The sequence below is a fragment of the Helicovermis profundi genome (assembly GCF_033097505.1).
In the GTDB taxonomy this organism is placed as follows: domain Bacteria; phylum Bacillota; class Clostridia; order Peptostreptococcales; family Acidaminobacteraceae; genus Helicovermis; species Helicovermis profundi.
Genome location: NZ_AP028654.1, coordinates 2,492,117 through 2,515,412 on the forward strand (window position 1 = coordinate 2,492,117; position 23,296 = coordinate 2,515,412).

The 23,296-nt window shown below is 28.0% G+C and carries 25 protein-coding genes and 1 pseudogene; 5 read left to right on the forward strand and 21 right to left on the reverse strand.

What is annotated here, in order from left to right; all coding sequences use genetic code 11:
- Positions 1-13: 13 nt before the first annotated feature.
- The 3 genes from AACH12_RS11200 to AACH12_RS11210 all read right to left on the reverse strand — a co-directional run bounded on the left by AACH12_RS11200 (position 14) and on the right by AACH12_RS11210 (position 2,236).
- Positions 14-880: a DegV family protein gene (locus AACH12_RS11200; RefSeq protein WP_338535496.1), complete on the reverse strand. Its 867-nt coding sequence runs from the start codon at positions 878-880 to the stop codon at positions 14-16.
- A gap of 73 nt (positions 881-953) precedes the next feature.
- A complete protein-coding gene (locus tag AACH12_RS11205; RefSeq protein WP_338535497.1) occupies positions 954-1,535 on the reverse strand; it encodes a TetR/AcrR family transcriptional regulator in 582 nt (193 codons plus the stop codon).
- Between the two features lie 110 nt (positions 1,536-1,645).
- Positions 1,646-2,236 (reverse strand): TetR/AcrR family transcriptional regulator, encoded by a 591-nt coding sequence (locus AACH12_RS11210; RefSeq protein ID WP_338535498.1) that lies wholly within the window; start codon positions 2,234-2,236, stop codon positions 1,646-1,648.
- 147 nt (positions 2,237-2,383) lie between these two features.
- Here AACH12_RS11210 and AACH12_RS11215 point away from each other — a divergent pair, with 147 nt between their 5' ends.
- A complete protein-coding gene (locus tag AACH12_RS11215; RefSeq protein ID WP_338535499.1) occupies positions 2,384-4,042 on the forward strand; it encodes a CocE/NonD family hydrolase in 1,659 nt (552 codons plus the stop codon).
- A gap of 243 nt (positions 4,043-4,285) precedes the next feature.
- Here AACH12_RS11215 and AACH12_RS11220 read toward each other — a convergent pair whose 3' ends face one another.
- The 8 genes and pseudogenes from AACH12_RS11220 to rlmD form a co-directional block, all read right to left on the reverse strand.
- Positions 4,286-4,456, reverse strand: a complete 171-nt coding sequence (locus AACH12_RS11220) for a hypothetical protein (protein ID WP_338535500.1) — start codon at positions 4,454-4,456, stop codon at positions 4,286-4,288.
- Positions 4,425-4,580 carry a hypothetical protein gene (locus tag AACH12_RS11225; RefSeq protein WP_338535501.1) on the reverse strand — a complete coding sequence of 52 codons (156 nt, stop codon included), beginning with the start codon at positions 4,578-4,580 and terminating at the stop codon, positions 4,425-4,427. Before AACH12_RS11225 ends, AACH12_RS11220 begins: the two co-directional genes overlap by 32 nt.
- Positions 4,581-4,843: 263 nt before the next feature.
- On the reverse strand, positions 4,844-5,305 hold the full coding sequence (locus tag AACH12_RS11230; RefSeq protein WP_338535502.1) for a pyridoxamine 5'-phosphate oxidase family protein: 462 nt from the start codon (positions 5,303-5,305) through the stop codon (positions 4,844-4,846).
- A gap of 35 nt (positions 5,306-5,340) precedes the next feature.
- On the reverse strand, positions 5,341-5,775 hold the full coding sequence (locus AACH12_RS11235; RefSeq protein WP_338535503.1) for an EamA family transporter: 435 nt from the start codon (positions 5,773-5,775) through the stop codon (positions 5,341-5,343).
- 6 nt (positions 5,776-5,781) lie between these two features.
- Positions 5,782-6,132: a tRNA-binding protein gene (locus AACH12_RS11240; RefSeq protein WP_338535504.1), complete on the reverse strand. Its 351-nt coding sequence runs from the start codon at positions 6,130-6,132 to the stop codon at positions 5,782-5,784.
- Between the two features lie 23 nt (positions 6,133-6,155).
- Positions 6,156-6,749: a TetR/AcrR family transcriptional regulator gene (locus AACH12_RS11245; protein WP_338535505.1), complete on the reverse strand. Its 594-nt coding sequence runs from the start codon at positions 6,747-6,749 to the stop codon at positions 6,156-6,158.
- Between the two features lie 79 nt (positions 6,750-6,828).
- Positions 6,829-6,975 (reverse strand): annotated as a pseudogene (locus AACH12_RS14270) (hypothetical protein); the annotation flags it as partial.
- A 57-nt stretch (positions 6,976-7,032) separates the two neighbouring features.
- On the reverse strand, positions 7,033-8,457 hold the full coding sequence (gene rlmD / locus AACH12_RS11250; RefSeq protein WP_338535506.1) for a 23S rRNA (uracil(1939)-C(5))-methyltransferase RlmD: 1,425 nt from the start codon (positions 8,455-8,457) through the stop codon (positions 7,033-7,035).
- Positions 8,458-8,613: 156 nt separating this feature from the next.
- On the opposite strand from rlmD, the gene AACH12_RS11255 reads away from it, so the two are divergent.
- Positions 8,614-10,044: a GerMN domain-containing protein gene (locus AACH12_RS11255; protein ID WP_338535507.1), complete on the forward strand. Its 1,431-nt coding sequence runs from the start codon at positions 8,614-8,616 to the stop codon at positions 10,042-10,044.
- A gap of 67 nt (positions 10,045-10,111) precedes the next feature.
- Positions 10,112-10,567 carry a GNAT family N-acetyltransferase gene (locus AACH12_RS11260; RefSeq protein WP_338535508.1) on the forward strand — a complete coding sequence of 152 codons (456 nt, stop codon included), beginning with the start codon at positions 10,112-10,114 and terminating at the stop codon, positions 10,565-10,567.
- 102 nt (positions 10,568-10,669) lie between these two features.
- Here AACH12_RS11260 and AACH12_RS11265 read toward each other — a convergent pair whose 3' ends face one another.
- From AACH12_RS11265 to selA, 6 genes are all read right to left on the reverse strand, one after another.
- Positions 10,670-10,837, reverse strand: coding sequence for a DUF6501 family protein (locus tag AACH12_RS11265; protein WP_338535509.1), 168 nt, complete (start codon positions 10,835-10,837; stop codon positions 10,670-10,672).
- Between the two features lie 11 nt (positions 10,838-10,848).
- Entirely contained in the window at positions 10,849-11,721 is an 873-nt protein-coding gene (locus AACH12_RS11270; RefSeq protein WP_338535510.1) for a GerMN domain-containing protein, read from the reverse strand.
- A 13-nt stretch (positions 11,722-11,734) separates the two neighbouring features.
- Positions 11,735-13,081, reverse strand: coding sequence for a sensor histidine kinase (locus AACH12_RS11275; protein WP_338535511.1), 1,347 nt, complete (start codon positions 13,079-13,081; stop codon positions 11,735-11,737).
- A gap of 67 nt (positions 13,082-13,148) precedes the next feature.
- The gene (locus AACH12_RS11280) at positions 13,149-13,841 is read right to left on the reverse strand and encodes a response regulator transcription factor (RefSeq protein WP_338535512.1); all 693 of its coding nucleotides are present in this window, start codon (positions 13,839-13,841) and stop codon (positions 13,149-13,151) included.
- An 18-nt stretch (positions 13,842-13,859) separates the two neighbouring features.
- Positions 13,860-15,767: a selenocysteine-specific translation elongation factor gene (selB, locus tag AACH12_RS11285; RefSeq protein WP_338535513.1), complete on the reverse strand. Its 1,908-nt coding sequence runs from the start codon at positions 15,765-15,767 to the stop codon at positions 13,860-13,862.
- Positions 15,767-17,170, reverse strand: a complete 1,404-nt coding sequence (selA, locus tag AACH12_RS11290) for an L-seryl-tRNA(Sec) selenium transferase (protein WP_338535514.1) — start codon at positions 17,168-17,170, stop codon at positions 15,767-15,769. The genes selB and selA overlap by 1 nt, the downstream gene beginning before the upstream one ends.
- Positions 17,171-17,333: 163 nt before the next feature.
- On the opposite strand from selA, the gene AACH12_RS11295 reads away from it, so the two are divergent.
- The gene (locus AACH12_RS11295; protein WP_338535515.1) at positions 17,334-18,725 is read left to right on the forward strand and encodes an alanine/glycine:cation symporter family protein; all 1,392 of its coding nucleotides are present in this window, start codon (positions 17,334-17,336) and stop codon (positions 18,723-18,725) included.
- Between the two features lie 142 nt (positions 18,726-18,867).
- Here AACH12_RS11295 and selD read toward each other — a convergent pair whose 3' ends face one another.
- Positions 18,868-19,911 carry a selenide, water dikinase SelD gene (selD, locus tag AACH12_RS11300; protein ID WP_338535516.1) on the reverse strand — a complete coding sequence of 348 codons (1,044 nt, stop codon included), beginning with the start codon at positions 19,909-19,911 and terminating at the stop codon, positions 18,868-18,870.
- 151 nt (positions 19,912-20,062) lie between these two features.
- A complete protein-coding gene (locus AACH12_RS11305) occupies positions 20,063-20,620 on the reverse strand; it encodes a ComEA family DNA-binding protein (protein WP_338535517.1) in 558 nt (185 codons plus the stop codon).
- A 122-nt stretch (positions 20,621-20,742) separates the two neighbouring features.
- Between AACH12_RS11305 and AACH12_RS11310 the strand changes: the two genes are divergently transcribed.
- Positions 20,743-22,038 (forward strand): D-alanyl-D-alanine carboxypeptidase family protein, encoded by a 1,296-nt coding sequence (locus tag AACH12_RS11310; protein ID WP_338535518.1) that lies wholly within the window; start codon positions 20,743-20,745, stop codon positions 22,036-22,038.
- A gap of 148 nt (positions 22,039-22,186) precedes the next feature.
- Here AACH12_RS11310 and AACH12_RS11315 read toward each other — a convergent pair whose 3' ends face one another.
- Positions 22,187-22,567 (reverse strand): RidA family protein, encoded by a 381-nt coding sequence (locus AACH12_RS11315; RefSeq protein WP_338535519.1) that lies wholly within the window; start codon positions 22,565-22,567, stop codon positions 22,187-22,189.
- A gap of 64 nt (positions 22,568-22,631) precedes the next feature.
- Entirely contained in the window at positions 22,632-23,279 is a 648-nt protein-coding gene (locus AACH12_RS11320; protein WP_338535520.1) for a helix-turn-helix transcriptional regulator, read from the reverse strand.
- Positions 23,280-23,296: the final 17 nt, after the last annotated feature.

Sequence of the window (23,296 nt, forward strand, 5' to 3'; positions counted from 1 at the left end):
ACAGTTATTATTTTTATACATCCTCGCCCAAAAAAGAAATTGAAAGTAATCCAGGGCCACCATGGCTACCTATAACAGGTCCAAGGTAATTAATAACTACATCTTTTACATTGTACTCTTCAAGTACCATTGATTTTAAAAATTCAGCGTCTTCTAAACAATCAGCGTGATTAATAAAAATCACTTGATTTTCAGGATCTAATACTTTTTCTTTAAATTCATCCATTAGTGCTCTGATAGATTTTTTCCTTCCACGCGTTTTTTTAATAGATACTAATTTACCATTTCTATCAATCATTAAAATAGGTTTAACATCAAGAATACCACCAATTGTTGCACTTGTTAAAGAAATTCTACCACCTCTTTTTAGGTGCATTAAACTATTGACAGTAAACCATGTATTTACATTGTTTTTATTATTTTCAACCCAATTTATAATTTGCTCTTTAGATTTTCCGCCTTTAAGCATTTTAACTGCATAATAAACTAATAGACCTTGACCCGATGTAGCATTTAATGAATCTATCAAAGTTATATCTGTATCTTTATTCTCATTTACTAAACTATCTTTAGCAAGTTTAGCATTATTAAAAGTTTCACTTAGTGCAGAAGAAAAACCTATATATATTAACTTGTATCCTTCTGATGTAAGTTTTCTGAATAATTCTTCAAAATTGTATGGTGTAATTTGTGAAGTTGTTGAAAGAACACCATTATTTAATTCATTGTAAAATTCTTTATAGCCTAATTCCTTTCCAAAATTATCTTCATAATGCTTTCCGTTTAAATTAAAATAAAACGGTACAACAGGAATATCATTGTCCTTTATGTATTTCTCAGACAGATCGCAATTAGAATCTGTTATAATTTTTATCTTCATTGTAATTTTTCCTCCATAATAATGTTATATGCATTTTTTCAATTAGACCTTACTATTACCAATATTTTAATGTTTAATCAAAAATTAATTCTATCGATGTTAATGCACTAGGTAATTTTTCTTCATCTGGATCTAATATGACTTGTATAGCTGTTCCAAACATTGCTCCAAAAATCATTCTTGATATTGCTATAGAAGAATATTTAGATAAATTGCTCTTTAAAGTAATATTATTTAGCGCGTATTTATCTATTAAATCTGCCACATCACTAAATAAATTACTAAGCAATTTACTAAATGTTTCAGACCATAAAGCCATACTCGATAAATCATAAAGCACCCTAAAAAGTTTTGGTTTTCCCCTTAAAACTTCTTGAAAATAAATAATAAGTCCCGAAATTTTTTCTTTTGGTGTTATTCCATTTTTTAAATGATCTTCTATTTCTACTAAGTAATCATTCATCATAAGTTTAATAACCTCGACAAAAAGTCCTTCTTTATTTTTATAATAGTAATGAATTTGACTAAGTACAACACCTGCTTCATCTGCAATTTCACGCATTGATACATTTGCATAACCTCTAGTAGAAATACATTTAAAAGCAGCTTGTAAAATTATTTTTGACTGATTTGTTTTCTTCGTTTTACTGTTCATAAAAACCCCTTTACAAAATAATTCGGTCAACTGATTTATTGTAGTTCTTTTCAAGAAAGGTGTCAAATTACCATGTAAATATTTATATTTATGATCAGCTCAATTTGCAGTTATCCCTCAAAAAAATGAAGTACGCCATTATTTGAAAAATCTTGAATTAACTTGCTAATATCTCTTTGAGGAACAATCATATCATTTCTTATCCAATGGATAATAGTCGCAACAGTTGCAGCAGCAAAGTATTCCAGTGCGTATTCATCTAAAAGATGGTCTTTCTTCAGATCTTTTTGGTAATATTGAGATAGTTTATTTTTAATTTCTTCTTTCATAAGATGTTCAAGGTTTGATTTTCCTTTATTACAAAGTAGCACCTTGTAATAACATAAATGTTTTTTATAAAATCCCATATTGGGTAGTGCTTCTAAAAGCAATTGATCATTAAATAATGCATTTAATGAGTTCTTAGCAACGACCTTTGTAATATTATAAAAATAGGCTTCAATTTTATCCAACAAATCATAGATATCAAGGTAATGAAGATAAAAAGTACCTCTATTTAAGTTTGAAAGATCCGTAATCATTTTAATACTAATTTTTTCTATAGGGTTATCAGCATATAAAGTCATAAATGCATCTATTATCTTATTCTCAATTTCATTTGTTTTACTAAAACTTGATAATTCTTGCATAGATTTATCCATGGATTTCCTCCTAAATTCAATTTATTCATGAACAGATATTCCCTTATTGTTTATTCACTTAATATCCAATTAGACATATAATAAGTATATATCAACACTATGTTGATAGCAAGATAAAGCATTAACCGAAACTAAGGAGGAATTCAAATGATTATCAAAAAAACTTCACCTAAACAAATCATTGGAAAAATAGGAAATTTGATAAAACCGAAAAATTACACTGTGATAGAATCGAGTCCATCTATAAGAATTTTGAGAGATATTCACATTCCATTAAGAGATGGAAGTTATGTCAGTGCGAATATCTATATGCCTTCTACAAAGGGAAAATTCCCTGTATTACTCTCTTTATATTCAGGTAGAAAAGATGTCCTTTGTAAGGATGGATATATGCATATACAATATAGATTTGCAAGACAACCAGGAAAACTTGTTTTTTCTGATGAAACAAGTTTTGAAGCACCAGACCCAAATTTTTGGGCCATAAATGGCTACGCAATATTAAACATTGATAAGAGAGGCTTTGGAAAATCGCCAAAGGCAAAAGAACCCCAATCTTTTTTCGATAATGAGGAAATTCTTGATATATATGATTCCATCGAGTGGGCTGGAATTCAAGAATGGAGTAATGGTAACGTCGGTATGTTAGGAGTTTCGTATTTAGCAATAAATCAGTATAAAACTGCATCTATGAATCCACCACATCTAAAAGCTATTTGTCCTTGGGAAGGTGTTTCTGATTTATATAAAGATTGGTTTTTTCAAAATGGTGTAATGGAGGAGGGATTCACTCCCTTCTTTATGAAACGTGTATCCACGATGGGCGATTGTGCAGATATGAGACAAGCTCAACTAGCCCACACAACAAGAGATGATTATTGGAAAGCCTTTGCACCGGCTTTAGAAAAAATAACCGTCCCTATGCTTAACTGTGTAAGTTATTCATGTCAAATGTTTCATAGCAGTGGAAGTTTTAGAGCCTATGAAAAAGTTAGTTCAACAGAAAAATGGTTGTATACTCATAGAAATGGAGAATGGACAGAATATTACAGTCAAGAAGTACAATCTCTAATGCTTAAATTTTTCGATTATTTTTTAAAAGAAGTCAAGAATGGCATGGATCAACATCCAAAAGTCCGTCTGGAAATAAGAGAATTTGGTGATGAAGTTAAAGAAGTTAGATATATAGATCAATTCCCACCTAAAGAAGTTATTTGGACTAAACATTATTTAAATAATGAGAATATGTCACTTAATGAAGATTTTCAATCCTCAGATAAAAATATAAAATTCGATCTTAAAAATGGTAGTTTGACATATAAATATAAATTCACTCAAGACACCGAAATTGTTGGCCCAATGAAACTTACATTGAATATCGAATTAGAAGAAACAGATGACGCCAACATTTTTGTAGGGATTCAGAAATTCCATGATGGTAAAGAAGTTGAGTTTGAAGGTGTTTATGGTTTTCCTAACGATATTGTTGCAAAAAGCACTTTAAGAGTAGCCCTTAGAACAGTGAATGAAAATCTAAGTACCCCATATACACCTGAATATGATTTTGATACTTTAAAACCATTAAGCAAAGGTGAACATGCAAAAATGGAATTTAAGTTTTCACCCTCAGGAACCTATTATAGAAAAGGTGATGAGTTAAGACTCGTGATACAAGGAAAATACTTCATTAGTGGTTCAAAAATTCATCAGCCTTTTAAATATAAGCCAAGTTCAAATGGAAAGTGTATTGTTCACGCCTCGAATGAAAATATATTGTTAATGCCGGTTATTTCTATTAAATCATAACAGTCTCAAAATACATGCTTTCAGAGATATTAACTGGCCGCCTTTTGATTAAAGGATCTCAATAAGTTATTGTTCTTTAAAAGGTCAGTTAATCTATTTTTTCAACGAAAAAAAAAGACGCTAATTATCTATGATTATGATAATTAACGTCTTTTTAGCAATATTTCAATTATCGTTGCTGTCTTATTGCTCTTTTCTTACCAATTTCAAAACCGTCTCCATGTGTGTCAACATCGTTATCTTTTAATAAATTTTCTTATAACTGTAGTTAGCATTTTCAACCATTTTACCTAAATAATAATTACTATTTACTACTTCCCAATTAACATAAGAATACCCAAGATAATAGTCTTCTATTCTAATTCCATTTGTTTCTATTGGATCATCTATTTGGATCCCAAACCATAGCAACATTAGGTGCATATTCTTGCATAAAATCGTGAACTAAGCGAAATTTTACTTTATATAATTCAGTATTACCATTCCACTGAACCCAGTCACCATTCATTCCTCCAAATAATCTTAAAAATATAGGCATATCAATTTTTTTAGCTTCTTTAACCCAATCAATTATTCATTCATTTTTTTCATTAGATTCTAAATCAAAAGAAAATCTTGGTATACTAGATACATTGCATGATTCCCATATACATTCTTTGTTAAAGAAAAATCTTGACCAATAAACTTATCATTTTCTGAAAAACTTGAAGATAATAAAAAGCAATGTCATTTTAATCACCAAATGTATTCTAACTAATTAGGCTAATATTAATGAATTATTTTACTATTCTTTTTTTGAAGTTATCTTTGCATTTTACCTGTTATATGATCAATATCTATTCTCACTACCCTAGTTATAGATTGTGCTTTTTCAATATATTTAGTAGCAGAATCTTTAAATTCATTTGAGTACTTTTCTATTAGAAACTTTAATGCTTCTATCTTCTTCTCTGTTTCCTCGTAAGCTTTACCAAAAATTACAACACTTTCATAATTGGTATCAAACTGATTGGGAAGTATTTCAATATTAGATGTGACACAAAATGAAACTTTATTATTTAACTCAATATTATCTAATTTATATCCCTCACTTGCACAATGAAAGAAAATACTATTATCATGATAAACGTAATTTAATGGTACAACATATGGATATTCAATAGCTGTATTAGTTGATAATACACCATACTCACCTTCAAATAACAGTCTTTCACATTCCTTTTTATTAAGTATTTTATCTTTTCTTCTCATCTCCCTAAACATTGTTTGCTCCTTCCTTAATTAATTCAAATTTTATACTATTGACCAATTAAACCAACCCCTACAATACAACAGATTATACCTACTATATTTAAAAGTGATATCTTTTCATTAAAGAATGCTAATCCTATAGGTATTAACAATATTACTATAATCGAACTTGCAAAAAGATTAGCCTTACTGATATTCCATCCACTCCTATATGCAACTAAAAAACCAAACTCAATACCAACAATTGACAGACCTAATACAACAATTGCCCAATTGGTTTTTTTAACTTCATCAATAAAGTTATTTCCATTTTGAAATAGTATATAAGCTACTACACAAATAACTAAAGAGGTCACATATGTTACAATTAGTGATATTAAAGGATTAATATCACTAGGAGTTGATTTTTGTGCTACATGGTAAATAAGCGTTGATACTACAATTATTGCTATTGATCCATATGTTAATAAGCCACTAACCATAATCAACTACCCTGCTCTTGAACCATTAGGTACAGGTTTCTCTGGCATTGCTAAAACTGGAATGATGCCATCTTCATATCCTATATCAAACAGCATCCCCTCTGATACCTCACCAAACATTTTTTTAGGTGCAAGATTCACCACAAATAATGCTTGATGACCAACTATTTCTGATGGTTTTTCTCGTTCCTTTTTCATACCAACCAAAATAGTTCGATTAAATGTTCCAAAGTCGACTATGAGCTTAACCATTTTATCTGATTTCTCAATATCTTCTACAGATATAATCTCGCCTACACGAATATCAATCTTACTAAGTATATCCATTTTTATGTTTTCTTTTATATTACTAGACATTTTTTTCTCCTCCATAAACAAAATTATGTTTGATCATTTATTGCTTTCCAAAACATTAACCATATTTTTTCAGATCTATTATCAAACTGTTTTTTTTTATAATAACAGGATTCTACAAACAGACCATCAATTAGACAATAGAAAAATGATATAATTTCAACTTCTGAAATGAGCTTAATTTCCCCACTTTCCTGTCCTTCATGAATAAGAGTAATTAATATAGGAAAAAACTGTATCTCTTTTTCTTCAAAGATATTCCGATGTTTACTATTTATTATTTCAGGTGGAAATATCATAACCCTATTTATAAATTTCATGCGTGTAAGATAGGGCTCTACTTGATAAAGCCTACAATATTCTATGAACAAAAGATGAAACTTTTCTTTAGCATTCAATTGTTCATTACTCTCCATAAGGTGTTTGAAGTGTTTTCTATCCCATTCAAGAACTTCATCAAGTAACAACAAGTAAAGCCCTTCTTTACTCTTAATATGCGAGTATACTGAAGCTTTTTTGATTCCTACAGCATTTGCAATAGTACTCATTGATGTTGCATCGAAACCTTTTTCTGCAAATAGTTCTAGAGCAACTTTTTTTATTTGATTTAATTTTGACACGATAACCCCTCTCTTTTACATACGACCGGTCGGTAGTTAAACAATACAGAAAAAAATCACACTTGTCAAGTTTAACAAACCTTCCTACAAGGTGATCTGTAACAGAATATTTATTGTGTTCTATTTGAATAGTACTATACTTACCAACTCTACATTCTTGCTCTTCATAAATAATATTAGCTTCTCTCTCATGTAATCCTACAAAACTTTTTACAGCAGTTCTCATATTATCATAAACAATCCATCAATAATTTGATAGTTAGCTACTTATTTTGCAATATTTTCACTCACTTATCTCACCTAAAAGATTCTTTCTTGTTAGTCTCAAAACGACTTCCACGTGACTCGTCCAACTAAACATATCCACAGGAGTAACTTCTTCTACAACAAATCCATTATCTACTAAATATTTTAAATCTCTAGCAAGTGAAGCAGGCTTGCAAGACACATATATAAGTTTTTTAGCTTTCATTTTAACTATTGTACTTAGAAGCTCTCTATCGCATCCTTTTCTAGGCGGATCTACTATAACTAAGTCGGCAGTAATTTCTGATTTTCTATTAAACATATTTGGCACAACTTCTTCTGCCCTTCCCACTATAAATTCAACATTTTTTATATTATTAAGCCTAGCATTTTCTCTTGCATCATCTACGGCTTCTTTAATAATCTCAACACCATATACTTTTTTAGCATTTTTAGCTATAGTAAGCGCTATTGACCCAATCCCTGAATATAAATCAAATACAATTTCCTCACCCGTTAAATTAGCATACTGACCTACTTTATCGTATAAAATTTTAGTTTGAAATGAATTAACTTGAAAAAATGAAAGCGGAGAAATATTATATTTTATATCGCCTATACTATCCATAATTGTATTTTTACCATATATAGTTTTATTTATTGTTCCAAGTATTTTATTGCCTAAATCTTTATTTACATTTTGAATAATAGAAGTAACACTTTTAACCGACCTTAAATTTTTAATTAATATATCTTTTGTTACTAATTCATCTTCACTTGTAACTACTATAAGCATATCTTCATTTGTAAGAAAAGAACTTCTAATAACTACATATCTTAAAACTCCTATCATGGTTTTAGAATTATATATGGATACATTGTTTTCTAAAATATATTTTTTAAAAACTTGAACAATTTCTTTAACTCTCGGATTTTGAAGTATGCAATCATCTATATCAACTAAAATATGTGACGCTTTTTTATAAAAGCCTATTACAATATCATCTCCATTTTTATTAATTGGAAATTGTGCTTTATTTCTATATTTGTATGGATTATCCATTCCAATAGTCTTCATAATTTTTTTTTCATCTATTTTTATTTCTTTTTTAAGTGCATTTATTACTAAATCTCTTTTTATATCTAATTGTTTCTTATAATCGATACTTTGATACTGACATCCACCGCAAACTCTAGAATACTTGCATTCTTCTATAATTCTATATTTTGAGGGTTCAATAACTTTTAATAATTTGCCAACCAAGTACTTATTAGAGATTTTAACTATTTTAACTATTAGTCTATCCTCTACTACACCACCATCTATAAAAATCTTTAAATCATTTATATAAGCAATTCCTTGGCCTTTTTCGCCCATTTCTAAAATCACTATTTCTATTTCATCATTTTTTCTAATTGTATTTTTTTTAATTATATCTTTTTTAACAATTTTATTTTCCATTTTACACCCTTCCAAATTTAATCATTTTTCTAATCGAACTATTATTTTTAAGGTTAAAAGTAATTTTAATTTTATTTAATATTTAAATCTAGATATTTTCTTATATTTTTATTATAATATATATATATTAGTGTTTAAATAGCGAAAGGATAATTCATGTCAAAATTTTTTATAAATATATTTATATTAATAATAATTGGTGTAACATTAACTTTAACACCAATAAATATAGATTTACTTAAATTAGATAATATACATTTTAATATAAATTCAATAAAAAAAGAAGAGAAAGCGCCTATTACTCCTGTAACAGCTGAAATTGAAGTAGTGCCAAATTTATCTATTTCATCCTCTATTAATTCTAATGACTATATTATTAATCCTGATTCTCTTACTTTTACTTTTAAAGCAACATCTTTGCTTGATGATAAACTTAAGAAAAAAGTTATTCAGGATATTAACAAATTTAAAGAAAATTTAGTTATTAATGTTAATAAAGGCACAAAAACAATACAATCTTTTAATAATAAAAATTTAAATATATTGGTTAATTCAGATATTTCTAATGAAAATACATCGATATTTACTTTACAAATTCCACTTGACAGTAAATCATTAGATATTTTGCTTGGGAACTTTACTATTAATATTTTAAGTAATAATAGTAAAATAAACGAAAATACTACTGTTAATCCCATTAATTTTAACGCAACATATATGGAAAAATTTCATTATGCAAAAGCAATAAATCATACAAATACTAATAATTTTACAAGTCTTTACTTTACTGATAAAAACGCTGAATATCTTATTCCTTATTCAAAAGATATTAAAGTAAGTAAAAGTTATATTAGAGGGATACTTAACGCTTTATTAGATGGTCCTTTTGAAAACTCAGGTTTAACCTCTGAATCAATAGTTCCTAGAGTATTTAGTGCAAGACTTACTAGTGATGAATTAATACTAAAACTTACAAAAAATGAAGCAAATAAATTTTCTAGTAGTTCTACTCTAGCATATTTAGCGTTAAACTCATTTAAAAATACTTTTTTTGAATTTCCCTATATCGAAAAACTAACAATTTTAGTTGATAATAAAGCTACTGTTAAGTATTTTCATGGTACTGATTTAAGAAATTCTTTTATTAAAGAATATTCTCCTAAAATTTATTTGGGCCTTTTAACTAAAATAGATAAAGATAAAGATATAAACAAGGTATACTTAACTCCTCTTAAAAGTGATGCAAATGATATATCTAAAATATTTGATTTGCTAGTTTCTGGCGAAATAAACGATAATTCAGATAAACTTTTATTAAGTACTATTCCAAAAAATATTAAATTACTTGATTATAAAATAGAAAATAAGCTCTTAACGCTTAATTTATCAAATGAATTTTCAGATGCTTACAGTGGAGAGAGTGAGTATCAAAATCTTATGATAGACAGTATAATTGAAACTTTCACATCTCTAAAAAATGTAGATATGGTTAAAATTAATGTAGAAGGGAAAAATGATATTCAACTAAATAATATTGATTTATCAAAGCCATTTAAGAAATTTTTATATCTAAATCCGATAATATAATAGCGTGTTTATTAACTAATAAAAAGGAGCTTATGATTAATCTTTAAATTAATCATAAAATATTAATATGATAATAATTAAAAATTCTACCATTAAGGATACAAATGAAATTTACGAGTTAATAAAAAAGAATTTAATCGAAATTAATTCTATAGATTATCCCCAAAAGGTCATTGAATTTATGCTTGGTTATTACTCTAAGGAAAATATAAAAAAATGGATAAGTCACCGAAATTATTTTCTTAGCGCTTATGATGATTCGAATAACAATGTAGTAGGATGTATTAGCCTTGAAAAAGATGAAATTCTTTCTCTTTACGTTTTACCAGAATATCATGGACAAAATATAGGATCATTATTACTAGAAAATTTAGAAGAAAAATGTAAACTTGATTGTATTACACCTATTATGTATGCAAGTCTTACAGCTGTAAATTTTTATAAAAAACATAATTACTCAGTCAAAGAAAAAGATTCTCATCCAGACTTTGGTGATGCTTACCTTATGACAAAAAAACTTTAAGAGATGCAGAAAACTGCACCTCTTTTTTTGAAAAACTATATATTTCACTCTAAAATGAAAGTTAAAATTAAATTAAACTTCAAATATATCTTTAAATGATTCTTACTTAACAACTTCAAAATATCTTTTAGGTACCCAGTTAAATTTACCTCTATTATCAGCAATTTTATAACACTCTTCATCTTCTGAGAGTACTTCATATTCTTTTCCTATCGTAGTATAATGAATTCTTAGTGTATCAGTAGCTTTTATAACTTTTGTATCCCCCATTATTACACCTCTTAAAATTTTATTTGATCAACTAAATTAATTTTCCAGTTGTCTTTATCTCCAGTGACCTTAATATTTTTCATTAACGTATTATTTTCTGTATCATTTAAATTTATTCTAACATATTTTATATGAATAATCCAAGAATCAATTTTATTTTCGGTAAAATGTAGTAAAGATTTGTATCCATCGATATCATTTAAAAACTCATTTGCATAAACAATGAAAGATTTATAATCTAAATATGCTTTTGTTTTATCATCTAAAAGCTCATACGCTTTTCTGTATTCATCAAGTGTTATATAATCTATATACTCATTGACCACATTTGATGGTGTGTTTTCAAGTATGCCTACAAACTTAGTATCTCTAGAAAGTGGATTTAATAAGTTGTATTTGCCAATTGGAATATCTATTTTTTTACCTTCAAACAAAAATTGCACCTTATAAATCTCATCAAATTCTGTGAAAGTATCCACAATTGACCATATATATAAATAAACATCAGACTTATTCCAAAAGCTTTCACTAAGAAAATCATTATTGAAATTTATAAATAGTATGGATTTATCTATTTCATAATTTAAGATTCCTGAACTTATCTCAAATGGACTATGAAGATATTTATCTCTTGAACCTTTCATAAGTTCTTTTCCAACTGCTTGGTAAATGTCATTGTCCTTTACTTCAATAATTCTTTTTTCAAATTCTAAAGTATTATTTCCAACAAAATATAAGACACTTTCAAGTTGCATAGCTTCTGGATTCGGAACAATGCTATATTTTTTTCCAAGCTCTTTAAATGTTAAGCTATTTGAAAAACTAATTACAATTAAAAGTATTCCTAGAAAAATAATAACCATAACTCTTAAAGTATATCTCACTTTTTCCTCCTCCTTATAAACTTACTTCTGAAGGCAGTGTTATATAAAAACTTGTACCACTATTGATTTTACTCTCTAAAGTAATCTCGCCTTGATGTAAATTTACAATTTGCTGTGCGATTGAAAGTCCTAGTCCTGTTCCACCTGTGTTTCTAGACCTAGCTTCATCTATTCTATAAAATCTATCAAAGATATTTATTATATCTTTCTCTGGTATACCAATACCTGTATCTGATATTTTAATTTTTACATTTTCTTTTTCCCTATACATTTCAATATATACTCGCCCGCCACTTGGAGTATATTTTATACCATTTGCAATAATATTTACTAAGCATTGATGCATTTTAGCTTTATCCACTTTTAAATTTACATGTTCTGTGTAGATATATTCGAGATTAATATTTTTTTTCTTAGCAAGTGGTTTTAACATCTTAACAACGCTCCTTACTAAATCATTCATATCAATAAATTCATATTCAAGCACCATATCTTTTTTTTCTATATCTACAAGATATAGTAAAGAATCAATTATTTTACTTAATCTATTAATCTCTGAATCTATGTCAGTCAAAAATTCCCTGTATACCTCTTCTGGCCAAGAATCTCCGTGTAATAGCGATTCTGAAATAATCATTACTGAAGCAAGAGGTGTTCTAAGTTCATGTGAAACATTGGATACAAACTTCTTTCTTTGATCATCAATTTGATGAAGCTTAATTGTCATTTTATTGATTGCATCTCCGAGATTTGACAGTTCATCATTTCCAACAAGTTCTATCCTTTGTTCAAAATTTCCTCTGGCGATTATTTTAACTAAATCAGTCATTCTTTCAACTGGCGTAGATATAATATCTGCGAAAATAAAACTTACTATACCAGTAACTAATAATCCAAGTATTGAAAGTAACAGTATTTTTTCAATTACATCATTTACTTTAGAAAAAATTGACTCTGCTGAAGATGATAAAAGGACTACTCCTACTATATCATTATCAATTATAATAGGAACTGACACATACATAGCCTTTTCACCATTATAAAGTTTATATAATTCAGAAGATGAATTTCCAAGTAAGGCATCGCTAACCTGCACTATACTTGAAATATTTTTGCCCTTGTATTTATCGTATGAATCAATAATAACAAAACCATTTTCATTTGTTATCATAATTCTAGAATTTATACTTAAACTATATTTTTTTAAGCTTTTCTCAACCAGACTTCTATAACTATCTTTATTAATTTTATTTAATTCAGTTTCGATTTGACTCGAGATAATGTTTCCTTCAGTAAATAATGTTATTTTTTTTTCATCAATAAAATTAATTTTTAATGTTTCATTTATAAAAGCTATCATTAAAGTTAAAGTTAAGAATACTAATAATAAATAGGTGGAAACAAGTTTCCACCTAATACTTACAAATCTATTTTTTATCTTTAAAATAGTAACCTACTCCCCATTTTGTCAAAATATAATTAGGTTGAGAAGAATTTTCTTCTATTTTTTCTCTAAGTCTTCTAATGTGAACATCTACTGTCCTTACATCTCCAAAATACTCATAACCCCATATAGTTTCAAGAAGTTCTTCTCTAGAAAAAACTTTATCTTTATTTATAACTAGAAGTAATAGTAAATCAAATTCCTTAGCAGTTAGGTTAATTTCTCTCTCATTTATTGATACTTTTCTTCCAAGTGTATTAATTGTAAATTCACCTATATTTAAGACGCTTGTTGCACTTCCTGCATCGTTTACCTTAACTCTTCTAAGAATTGCTTTAATTCTGGCTTTTAATTCTAAAATATTAAATGGTTTTGTAATATAATCATCTGCTCCGTATTCAAGGCCAAGTACTTTACTTGAATCTTCACCTTTTGCAGTTAAAATAATAATAGGCACCATTGAAGTCTCTCTAACTTTTTTACATACTTCAAGTCCATCTATTTCAGGTAACATTAAATCGAGAACAACTAAATCATAATTATTTGCCATAATTTTATCGTATGCTTCCTTACCATCAACAGCAACTTCAACTTCATAATCATCTTGTTCGAGACTAAATTTTAACCCCTTTAGTAATATTGGTTCATCGTCAACAACAAGTATTTTTTCTGCCATTATAACACCATCCTCATATTATTTTAGTATTCTCTTATCTTCAATTCTTTTAGTTATATTTTCTGCATCTAAATATTCAATAAGTGGAACTGCAATTTTTCTTGAAGTTTCAGCTAAATCTCTAAACTCAGACAAAGAAATTTCTTTATGTTCTTTTAAATAAATAATTAATTTTTCCTTAATTTCCTTATATACTTCACCACTAATAAGAATGTTATCATTTAGCTTAATTAAATCTTTATTTTCAATCAAATTATTAATTATATTAAGCTCTTTTTTATTAGTTTTTAATAAATTAAGTAAATCACTTGTATTTGGTGGTTTTGTATATGATGCATCGTAAAGATTTAATATTTTTTCAACTAAACGTTTTTGGTCTTTTGTAAATACGACTTCAAATTCACTTAATGATACAATACTTCCATTTATTTTAATTATGTTCTTATCCGTAAAAATAGATATAATATTATCAAATAACTTACCCTTAAAATCAGGAAATAATCTACTTCTGAGTTCTTCTTTTGAAATTCCTGACTTTAGAGGATTTTTCCCATGAAAGACATTCATCATTTTTAAAATTTCCTCTGACTTTATATCAATAAATGAACTATGCAAATATCTACCTTCATCAATTCTAACAATTTTTTTTACTTCTAGCAAATTTTTTACTATTTCTTTTACTTCTTCTATATCAATGCCTGATTTTTTTGCTATTAATTCTTCACTTGGAACCATCATACTATTTTCTATTAAGGCATCCTCTACAATTTCATCTTTATTACCTTTATTTTTAGAAATCAAATCATTTATTAATTTATCATTAAATCTTTTATGTTTCGAAGCATTTGGATCAAGTATAATTCCACCACCAATTGTTTCAAGAGGAGAAAATAATCTAAGTACAAATTTATCACCATATTTACACGATGTAACTTCTTCAAGTCTCAACTGTGCAAAGCCTTCTTCACCAGGTTTTAACTCTTCTTTATCAAGTATTACAATTCTACAAAGCACTTCTTTTGTTCCATGATAAAGTCTAAGTCTAGTCCAGTTCTTTATATCTCGCTTAGATGAGTTTAAAATTGTTAACTTAACATCTAGCATATGTGCTATATTTAAACTGTCTTTTTTAGCAAGTACCGAACCTCTATGAATTTGCTCTTTTTTTATATTTGATAAATTTACTGCTACTCTTTGACCCGCATATGCTTCTTTTACATCTTTACTATGTACTTGAATTTTTCTTACTTTAGTTTCAAATTGCTCAGGATAAACTTCTAAAAAATCTCCTTCTTTTATAGTACCTTCAACTAACGTTCCGGTAACAATAGTGCCAAAACCAGTCATTGTAAAAACTCTATCTATTGGAAGTCTAGATGACTCCTTAATATTTCTTTCTTCTACTTGGCTTGTCAAAGTATCAATATTATTAATTAATTCGTCAATACCGTCTCCATTTACTGCTGATACTCTTAAAATAGGACTTTCTTCTAAAAACGTTCCTTTAAGTCTATTTTTTATATCCTCTTCTATCATATCAACCCAATCTTCTTCTACCAAATCACATTTTGTTAAAACTACTATACCTTTTTTTACTCCAAGCAAATTTAATATATCAAGATGTTCTTCTGTTTGTGGCATAATTCCTTCATCAGCAGAAATAACTAGTAAAACTAAATCAAGTCCACTCGCACCTGCTAACATATTTTTTATGAATTTTTCATGACCTGGAACATCTACAATACCTGCTCTTTTTCCACTAGGCAAATCAAAATAGGCAAATCCAAGTTCTATTGTTATTCCTCTTTTTTTTTCTTCTTTTAGCCTATCTGTATCTATTCCTGTTAATCTTTTTATTAATGTTGTTTTTCCATGATCTATATGCCCTGCGGTTCCAACAATAATATTTGAAGTATTATTACTCATTAAAGCACCTCGCCAAATTCCTCTATTAAAATATCAAACTCATCTTCTCTTACTGTTCTTAAATCTATTAATATATTTTCTTCATTTATTCTGCATATAATTGGTATTTTTACTTCTCTAAGAAGCGACGTAACCTTATTAACTGATTTTTCTTTAGGTTTTATTGATATTAATTTTGTTTTAAGTTTCTCAAGAGGCATAGAACCTCCACCAACTTCAGAATAACCATCAATAATAGAAACATTAATTAATTTTTCATATTTGCTCTCTTTAAATTTACTATATAACACTTTTGCCTTCACTTCGAGTTCATTAAAACTCATCGTTAGCATCTTAAGCGTAGGCAATGTTTTAAGTGCTTTTTCTTCATCTAGATATAGTTTCAAAACACCTTCTAATGCTGCAAATGTCATTTTATCAACTCTAAGAGCTCTTGTTAGATTATTTTTTTTCATCATTTCAATATATTTTTTCTTGCCAATTATGATACCTGCCTGAGGTCCGCCAAGCATTTTATCTCCGCTAAAGGACACTACATCTACCCCCGAATTAATGCTTTCCATTACAGTTGGTTCTTTTGTAAGGCCATATTCAGAAAAATCTATTAAAGAACCACTACCAATATCTTCGATTACAGGAATATCATGCTTTTTACCTAGCTTTGATAAGTCTTTTATATCAACTTCACTTGTAAAACCTAAAATTTTATAATTACTTGTATGTACTTTTAAGAATGCACCAGTTTCTTCAGTTAAAGCATTTTCATAGTCACTTAAATGCGTTTTATTAGTTGTTCCAATTTCAACTAATTTTGCTCCAGAAAACTTCATAACTTCTGGAATCCTAAATGAACCTCCGATTTCTACCATCTGTCCTCTTGAAACAATAACTTCTTTACCATCTGTTAAAGTATTTAATATAAGCATTACCGCTGATGCATTATTATTTACTACTAAAGCAGCCTCAGCTCCTGTCAGTTTACATAACAAATCTTCAACTACATCATATCTTGATCCACGTTTGCCATTTTTAAGATTAAACTCAAGGTTTGAATAATTGCTTGCAGTTTCTATTATATTTTCAGCAATTTCTCTTGGAATAAGAGATCTTCCCAAATTTGTATGAATTACTACACCACTTGCATTTATTACTCTTTTAAGGTTATACTCATATTTTTTAGTTGAAATTTCAATGATTTTTGAAATTAATTTTTCTTTATCAACAGTAAATGATTTGATTTTTTCTTCACTTAAATTTTTAATAATTTTTCTTTCAGAATTAAGCACTTCATTAATTGAATCACTAATTAACCTTTTAGGAATATCTAAAGAAATTTTAGCAATTTTATTATGAGAAAAAATATCATCCACTTTAGGTAATTTTTTAAATAAATTATTTTTCATATTAATCTCCAAGTCCTTCTTAATAACTAGTTTGCCTTTTCAAATATTTATATTATAATTATATTACATATTACTGATTTTATTAAGGAAAATTTAAATTATTATTTGTTTTATTAAAATATAATCGGGTAAATTTCTTATATTATCTATGAAAGGAGCTATTATGCCAGAATCAAATATAATTATTAGTCAAATTGGCGATTTTGTATGGGGCCCTGTACTTATAATTCTACTTATGGGAACAGGTATAATACTTTCTTTCGCTACAAAGTTAATTCATTTTAGAAAAATACGACTTTCATTTAGATTGCTTTTTTCAAGAGATATTGTAGGAGACGGTGATATAACACCCTTCCAAGCTCTAATGACATCTCTAGCTGCGACAATTGGAACAGGAAATATCGCAGGTGTTGCTTCAGCAATAGCGTCTGGCGGACCGGGAGCTGTTTTTTGGATGTGGATTACAGCAGCGGTTGGTGGTGCTACTAAATATAGTGAAGCTTTACTTTCTATAAAATATAGAACTAAAAATTCCGTCGGAGAACAATCAGGTGGACCCATGTATTATATAAAGCTTGGAATGAATGACGTTTACAGTGGAAATTGGAGTTGGCTTGGCTGGATTTTTGCTTTATTTGGATGTATTGCTTCTTTTGGAATAGGCAATATGGTACAGTCAAATTACGTTGCCCAGTCAATATTCACATCAATTGGACTTTCACCAATAATCACTGGTGTTATTGTTACCATTGCTATTGGACTTGTTACAATCGGTGGTATAAAATCAATTGGTAAAGTTACAGAAAAAATAGTTCCTCTTATGATGGTTATTTATGTGAGTGGAGCATTAATAATACTTGCATTAAATTATAAAGTAATTCCTTCTTCATTCTCTCTTATTTTCAAATATGCATTTTCATCCAATGCAGTTGCAGGAGGTTTTTTTGGAACTGTTGTTAGGTACGGTGTTGCAAGAGGTTTGTTTTCAAATGAAGCGGGACTCGGATCAGCTCCAATAGCGCATGCTGCCGCGAGAAACAATAATCCCGCTACACAAGGATTAATTGCGTCACTTGGAGTTTTTCTTGATACATTTTTAATATGTACAGTAACTGCACTTGTTATACTAAGTTCAGGACTCATTCATTTTGATCCTACTTCTGGACTTATGAGTATTGCAGGAAATTTATCAGGTGCAGCACTTGCTACAACTGCTTTTGACACTGCACTTCCAGGTGGATTCGGAGGTTTTATAGTCGCATTTGGTATGATATTTTTTTCATTTTCTACTATTTTAGGTTGGTATTACTATGGATCGAAATGTTTTGAATATTTAGTTGGAGTAAAACTAGTTGAAGTTTATAAATGGCTTTGGATAGTATTAGTGTTTTTCGGGGCGATAAGTTCATTTAATTTAATTATGAATATTTCTGATATCTTTAATGCTCTTATGGCATTTCCAAATTTAATTGCACTTCTAGCACTTTCGCCTGTAATTTATAAAACAACTAAAAACTTTAGAAAAAACCCTATTGAAAAAAAAATTGAACTTTAAAATCAATATAATCAAAAATTAAAATAAACCATTCTAAATCATCTACTAAATGCTTTAGAATGGTTTTCAATTATTTTACAAATAAATTCACCCAGTTTAATTTTCGGAGTTTTAAAAAATAATCCACTTACATTAAGCATTTTTATTTAATTATTAAAGAAAAATCTTCTTTTTCTAAAACTCTTCCTACTACCGCAAATTCTGTTTTTAATGTAGTTTTATATATGTTCATTAACTTTAATGCTTCTTTTTCAGGAAGTGATATTAATAATCCCCCTGACGTTTGTGGATCAAACACTATATCAAGTACATATTCCTCAAGTGAATCATCTATAAGATACTCACCTTCAATATAATCTCTATTTCTATAAGTACCTGCTGGTATTAATCCCATTTCCGCATTTGATATTGTTTCATTTAAAATTGGAATTTTATTAAAATCTAATTCTACTGTTACTTGGCTTCCCTTTGCCATTTCATATGCATGCCCAGCAAGTCCAAAACCAGTAATATCTGTACAAGAATTAACATTCACTTGTTTTATTCCATCAGCTGCATCTTTATTTAAATAAGACATAACAAAAGATATTTTATCTATTTCTTCTTTTGAAAGCATATCCGCCTTTATACATGTACTTAAAATTCCTGTTCCAATTGGCTTTGTGAGTACTAAAACATCACCAGGCTTTGCACTTGAATTTGAAAGTACTTTGTCAGGATGGACCATTCCAGTAACACTAAGTCCATATTTTGGCTCAGGATCATCAACTGAATGTCCACCGACTAATATAGCTCCTGCTTCTTTTACTTTTTCAGCTCCTCCTCTTAATATTTCACTTAATATATTCATATCAAGGCAAGTTGGAAAAGCTACTATATTTAGTGCAATAGTTGGCTCACCTCCCATTGCATAAACGTCGCTTAAAGAATTTGCTGCTGCAATTTGCCCAAACATATATGGGTCATCCACAATTGGTGTAAAAAAGTCTAATGTCTGTATGATTGCTTTTTCATCATCAATTTTGTATACTGCAGCATCATCTGATGTTTCGAGTCCTATTATTAAATTTTCATCTTCGAATTTAGGTAAATTACACAAAACTTGTGCAAGTGTCTCGGGTCCGAGTTTCGAACCTCAGCCAGATCCCTGACTATAATCTGTTAATTTTATTTTTTTAGTATTCATTATTTCACCTTCTATATGCTATTTTAATTAAATAATATTTCTTCTAAGACTTAATTATATCAACCAAGTAGACAAATACAAGTGCTAATCTATTATATTCAAAAACTTTATACGCAAAGGAGAAGCATTAAATTTTTCTATAATAAATATATTATTCTATTATAAAGTATTCTTTCATATTTTCATATTTTTTTTCGCCAATTCCTTTTACATTCATTAACTCCTCAAATGATTTAAAAGATCCATTTTTATTTCTATAATTAATAATTCTATCGGCATAGACTTGACCAATTCCCGGAATAGCCAGTAATTCTTTTGCTTTTAATAAATTAAATTTTTCTAATGAAAGTTTATTTTTACCATCAAAAAGTTGTTCATCAATTTTAGGAATCAGAATTTTTTCTCCATCTTCTAAATATTCAACTAAATTTATTCTAGTCAAATCCGCAGTATCTTTTAATACTGCTATTTTTGTAACATCTTCAATTCTTGAACCATAGTCTAGTTCATAACTACCTTCTTTCTCAACTTCACCCAATATATAAACTTTTATCTTTAAATTTTTATCATTTGTTTTTAGTTCTTCTTTTAATAAAACTAAATTCTTTTTATCTTCATAATGAATCTTAACTTCATCAACTAATTTTATAATTAGCATAAGAGATAGCGCAATAATTAATAGTATTATTTCTTTCTTTTTTAATTTCATAAAACCTCCATTTTTCCATATTGTACCTTTATTGTATCTCCTTGTATTTATTTTTTCAATATATTTTAATAATATTACTTAAAGCTTATGGTATAATATAAAAAGTAAAATGGGAGGAAACAATGAAATTATTTTATAAAATTATAGCCTTAACACTTTTAATGAGTTTATTTATATCATCTTTATCTTTTGCATCTGTACCTGAAATTGTTGCTAAATCTGCAATACTCATTGATGGAAATACAGGTCAAATTCTTTACGAGAAAGATTCACATAAAGAAATGTATCCAGCAAGTACAACCAAAATACTAACTGCACTTATAATACTTGAAAATCATAAACTTGATGAAATAGTTACAATTGATAAAGATACTCCCTTTACCACGGGAAGCAGAATATATGTAATTGATGGAGAAAAATTCACAGTAAAAGAACTCCTTTATGCAATGCTTTTAGAATCAGCAAATGATGCTGCTGTTGCACTAGCAAAATTTCATTCTGGAAGTGTAGAAGAATTTTCTAAAGTAATGAATTTTCGTGCAAAGGAAATAGGAGCTACAAATTCTAACTTTGTAAATCCAAATGGGCTTCCAAATAAAGAACATCATTCAAGTGCTTACGATTTAGCGTTAATTGGAAAAGAAGCCATGAAAAACGAAACTTTTAGTAAAATAGTTTCTACATACAAATATAATATAAAACCTACAAACAAACAAAGCGAAACTAGATATTTAACTAGTAGCAATAAATTTTTATATGCTTCTGGTTCAAAAAATAAAATTTCTTATAAAGGTAAAAATATTGACATAAAATACGATAGTATTGTTGGAATAAAAACCGGATACACTGACTTAGCTAGGCAGTGTTTTGTTTCAGCTATAAAAAAAGATGGAAAATACTTAATCGCAGTTATTTTAAAAAGTGAAGGCAAAAATATTTATGTAGATTCAAGAACACTTCTCGACTATGGAGTAGATAATTATAATTACGTAACTATTTTTAAAAAGAATGATATACTAGCTAACATAAAAGTTGCAAGCGATAAAGAAATTCCAATAACTTCAGATAAAGATATTAATGTATTAATATCAAAAAAGGATTCTAATTTAACCATAACAAAAGAAATTAAATTGGATAAAGATATTAAACTTCCATACAAAGCAGATCAAGTAATAGGGCATGTAAATATTCTTGTAGCCACTAAAACTATAGCTAGTATTCCATTAATTGCACCATATGAAATTACTGATAAACCTCTTCTAAGTGACAAAACAATTAATCTTGCAAACTCAAATAATAAAATTTCTAAAACTACTGTCCTATTCATTATATTAAAAGTTTTACTTGCTATAATTATTTGGAGATTTATTATGACACTTATAAATTTAATAAAACGTAAATTTATTAAACGTAATTAGTATTATAAAATGAGTAGTCAATAAAATATGGACTAAATGAGCAAAATCACTTAATATTTCTGCTCTTTTAGTCCATTATTTTTTATTTGAAATATGATAATATATCATTTTTTAAAGTATATATTATTAACTTATTCTAAGATATTAATTATTTGTACGCAATCATTTGAATTTCAATTTTTGCATCTAATGGAAGTCTTGCAACTTCTACACATGCTCTTGCTGGCTTATGATCTGTAAAATACTCACCATAAACTGAGTTCATAGCCCCAAACTCATTCATATCTTTTATAAAAATCTCAGCTTTAACTACATCATTCAACGTAAGTCCTGCTGACTCTATAATAGCTTTGCAGTTCTCTAAAGACATTCTAGTAGCATTTTCTATAGTATCTTTCACCATTAAACTTGTTGAAGGATCAATTGGAAGTTGTCCTGATACATATACAAATCCCCCTGATTGCATACCTTGTGAATATGGTCCTACTGCTGCTGGTGCATTTTTAGTTGCCAATACTTTTAAAGCCATAATAACACTCCTCTTTATTCAAATTATTAATAATATTTCTAAGAATATTCTAATTTAAAACATTCTATTTGTCTACTCTAATCTCATCTAAATAATTATAAATTGTATATCTTGAAACACATAAAACCTTTGCAACGTAATCAATTGCGCCTTTTATTAAAAATGCTCCCTGATTATCAAGTTTTTGAACAATTGAAACTTTCTCATCTTTCGATAAATATGCTACTGGTTTACCTTTAGCTTCAATTGTATCATTTACAATATCCATTAAGACATCATTAACTTTATTTACATTATCAATATTTTTTACATATTCATTCTCTTTTGTAACTTTCATAATGCCGTTCATAACATTTCTAGCAGCAACTAGTTCAGTTATATCAAAATTTAGACAAAAACACCCTATTACCTTTTCAAATTCATCTTTAATAAACATTGTGCTTGATTTTAAAACTCTACCATCCATGCTTTTTTCTGTATAGTTAATAGAATCTTTATCTGTTTTTCCATTTGTAACTTTATTTAAAGACAGTTCAGTCATCGGACTACCAATATCTCTACCTGTAATATGACCATTTGCGATTGCAACAATTGAATTTTGTAAGTTCGTAAAATCATGAAGTACAACTTCACAGTTATTTCCAAATGTTTCAGCAAGTCCGTTCACAAGAGGAATATAGCTTTTTAGAATTGGATGTAATTTTTTTTCCATTTTATAAAACCCCTTTT

Excerpts from the sequence above, each read along its gene's own strand:
- AACH12_RS11295 (WP_338535515.1), top strand. The coding sequence starts at position 17,334 with ATGCCAGAATCAAATATAATTATTAGTCAAATTGGCGATTTTGTATGG.
- AACH12_RS11280 (WP_338535512.1), bottom strand. The coding sequence starts at position 13,841 with ATGGCAGAAAAAATACTTGTTGTTGACGATGAACCAATATTACTAAAG.
- AACH12_RS11315 (WP_338535519.1), bottom strand. The coding sequence starts at position 22,567 with ATGGCTTTAAAAGTATTGGCAACTAAAAATGCACCAGCAGCAGTAGGA.
- AACH12_RS11260 (WP_338535508.1), top strand. The coding sequence starts at position 10,112 with ATGATAATAATTAAAAATTCTACCATTAAGGATACAAATGAAATTTAC.
- AACH12_RS11220 (WP_338535500.1), bottom strand. The coding sequence starts at position 4,456 with ATGTTGCTATGGTTTGGGATCCAAATAGATGATCCAATAGAAACAAAT.
- selA (WP_338535514.1), bottom strand. The coding sequence starts at position 17,170 with ATGAAAAATAATTTATTTAAAAAATTACCTAAAGTGGATGATATTTTT.
- AACH12_RS11205 (WP_338535497.1), bottom strand. The coding sequence starts at position 1,535 with ATGAACAGTAAAACGAAGAAAACAAATCAGTCAAAAATAATTTTACAA.
- AACH12_RS11255 (WP_338535507.1), top strand. The coding sequence starts at position 8,614 with ATGTCAAAATTTTTTATAAATATATTTATATTAATAATAATTGGTGTA.
- AACH12_RS11265 (WP_338535509.1), bottom strand. The coding sequence starts at position 10,837 with ATGGGGGATACAAAAGTTATAAAAGCTACTGATACACTAAGAATTCAT.
- AACH12_RS11225 (WP_338535501.1), bottom strand. The coding sequence starts at position 4,580 with ATGCCTATATTTTTAAGATTATTTGGAGGAATGAATGGTGACTGGGTT.
- AACH12_RS11275 (WP_338535511.1), bottom strand. The coding sequence starts at position 13,081 with ATGATAGCTTTTATAAATGAAACATTAAAAATTAATTTTATTGATGAA.
- AACH12_RS11305 (WP_338535517.1), bottom strand. The coding sequence starts at position 20,620 with ATGAAATTAAAAAAGAAAGAAATAATACTATTAATTATTGCGCTATCT.
- AACH12_RS11200 (WP_338535496.1), bottom strand. The coding sequence starts at position 880 with ATGAAGATAAAAATTATAACAGATTCTAATTGCGATCTGTCTGAGAAA.
- selB (WP_338535513.1), bottom strand. The coding sequence starts at position 15,767 with ATGAGTAATAATACTTCAAATATTATTGTTGGAACCGCAGGGCATATA.
- AACH12_RS11240 (WP_338535504.1), bottom strand. The coding sequence starts at position 6,132 with ATGTCTAGTAATATAAAAGAAAACATAAAAATGGATATACTTAGTAAG.
- AACH12_RS11230 (WP_338535502.1), bottom strand. The coding sequence starts at position 5,305 with ATGTTTAGGGAGATGAGAAGAAAAGATAAAATACTTAATAAAAAGGAA.
- AACH12_RS11310 (WP_338535518.1), top strand. The coding sequence starts at position 20,743 with ATGAAATTATTTTATAAAATTATAGCCTTAACACTTTTAATGAGTTTA.
- AACH12_RS11320 (WP_338535520.1), bottom strand. The coding sequence starts at position 23,279 with ATGGAAAAAAAATTACATCCAATTCTAAAAAGCTATATTCCTCTTGTG.
- AACH12_RS11235 (WP_338535503.1), bottom strand. The coding sequence starts at position 5,775 with ATGGTTAGTGGCTTATTAACATATGGATCAATAGCAATAATTGTAGTA.
- rlmD (WP_338535506.1), bottom strand. The coding sequence starts at position 8,457 with ATGGAAAATAAAATTGTTAAAAAAGATATAATTAAAAAAAATACAATT.
- AACH12_RS11210 (WP_338535498.1), bottom strand. The coding sequence starts at position 2,236 with ATGGATAAATCTATGCAAGAATTATCAAGTTTTAGTAAAACAAATGAA.
- AACH12_RS11215 (WP_338535499.1), top strand. The coding sequence starts at position 2,384 with ATGATTATCAAAAAAACTTCACCTAAACAAATCATTGGAAAAATAGGA.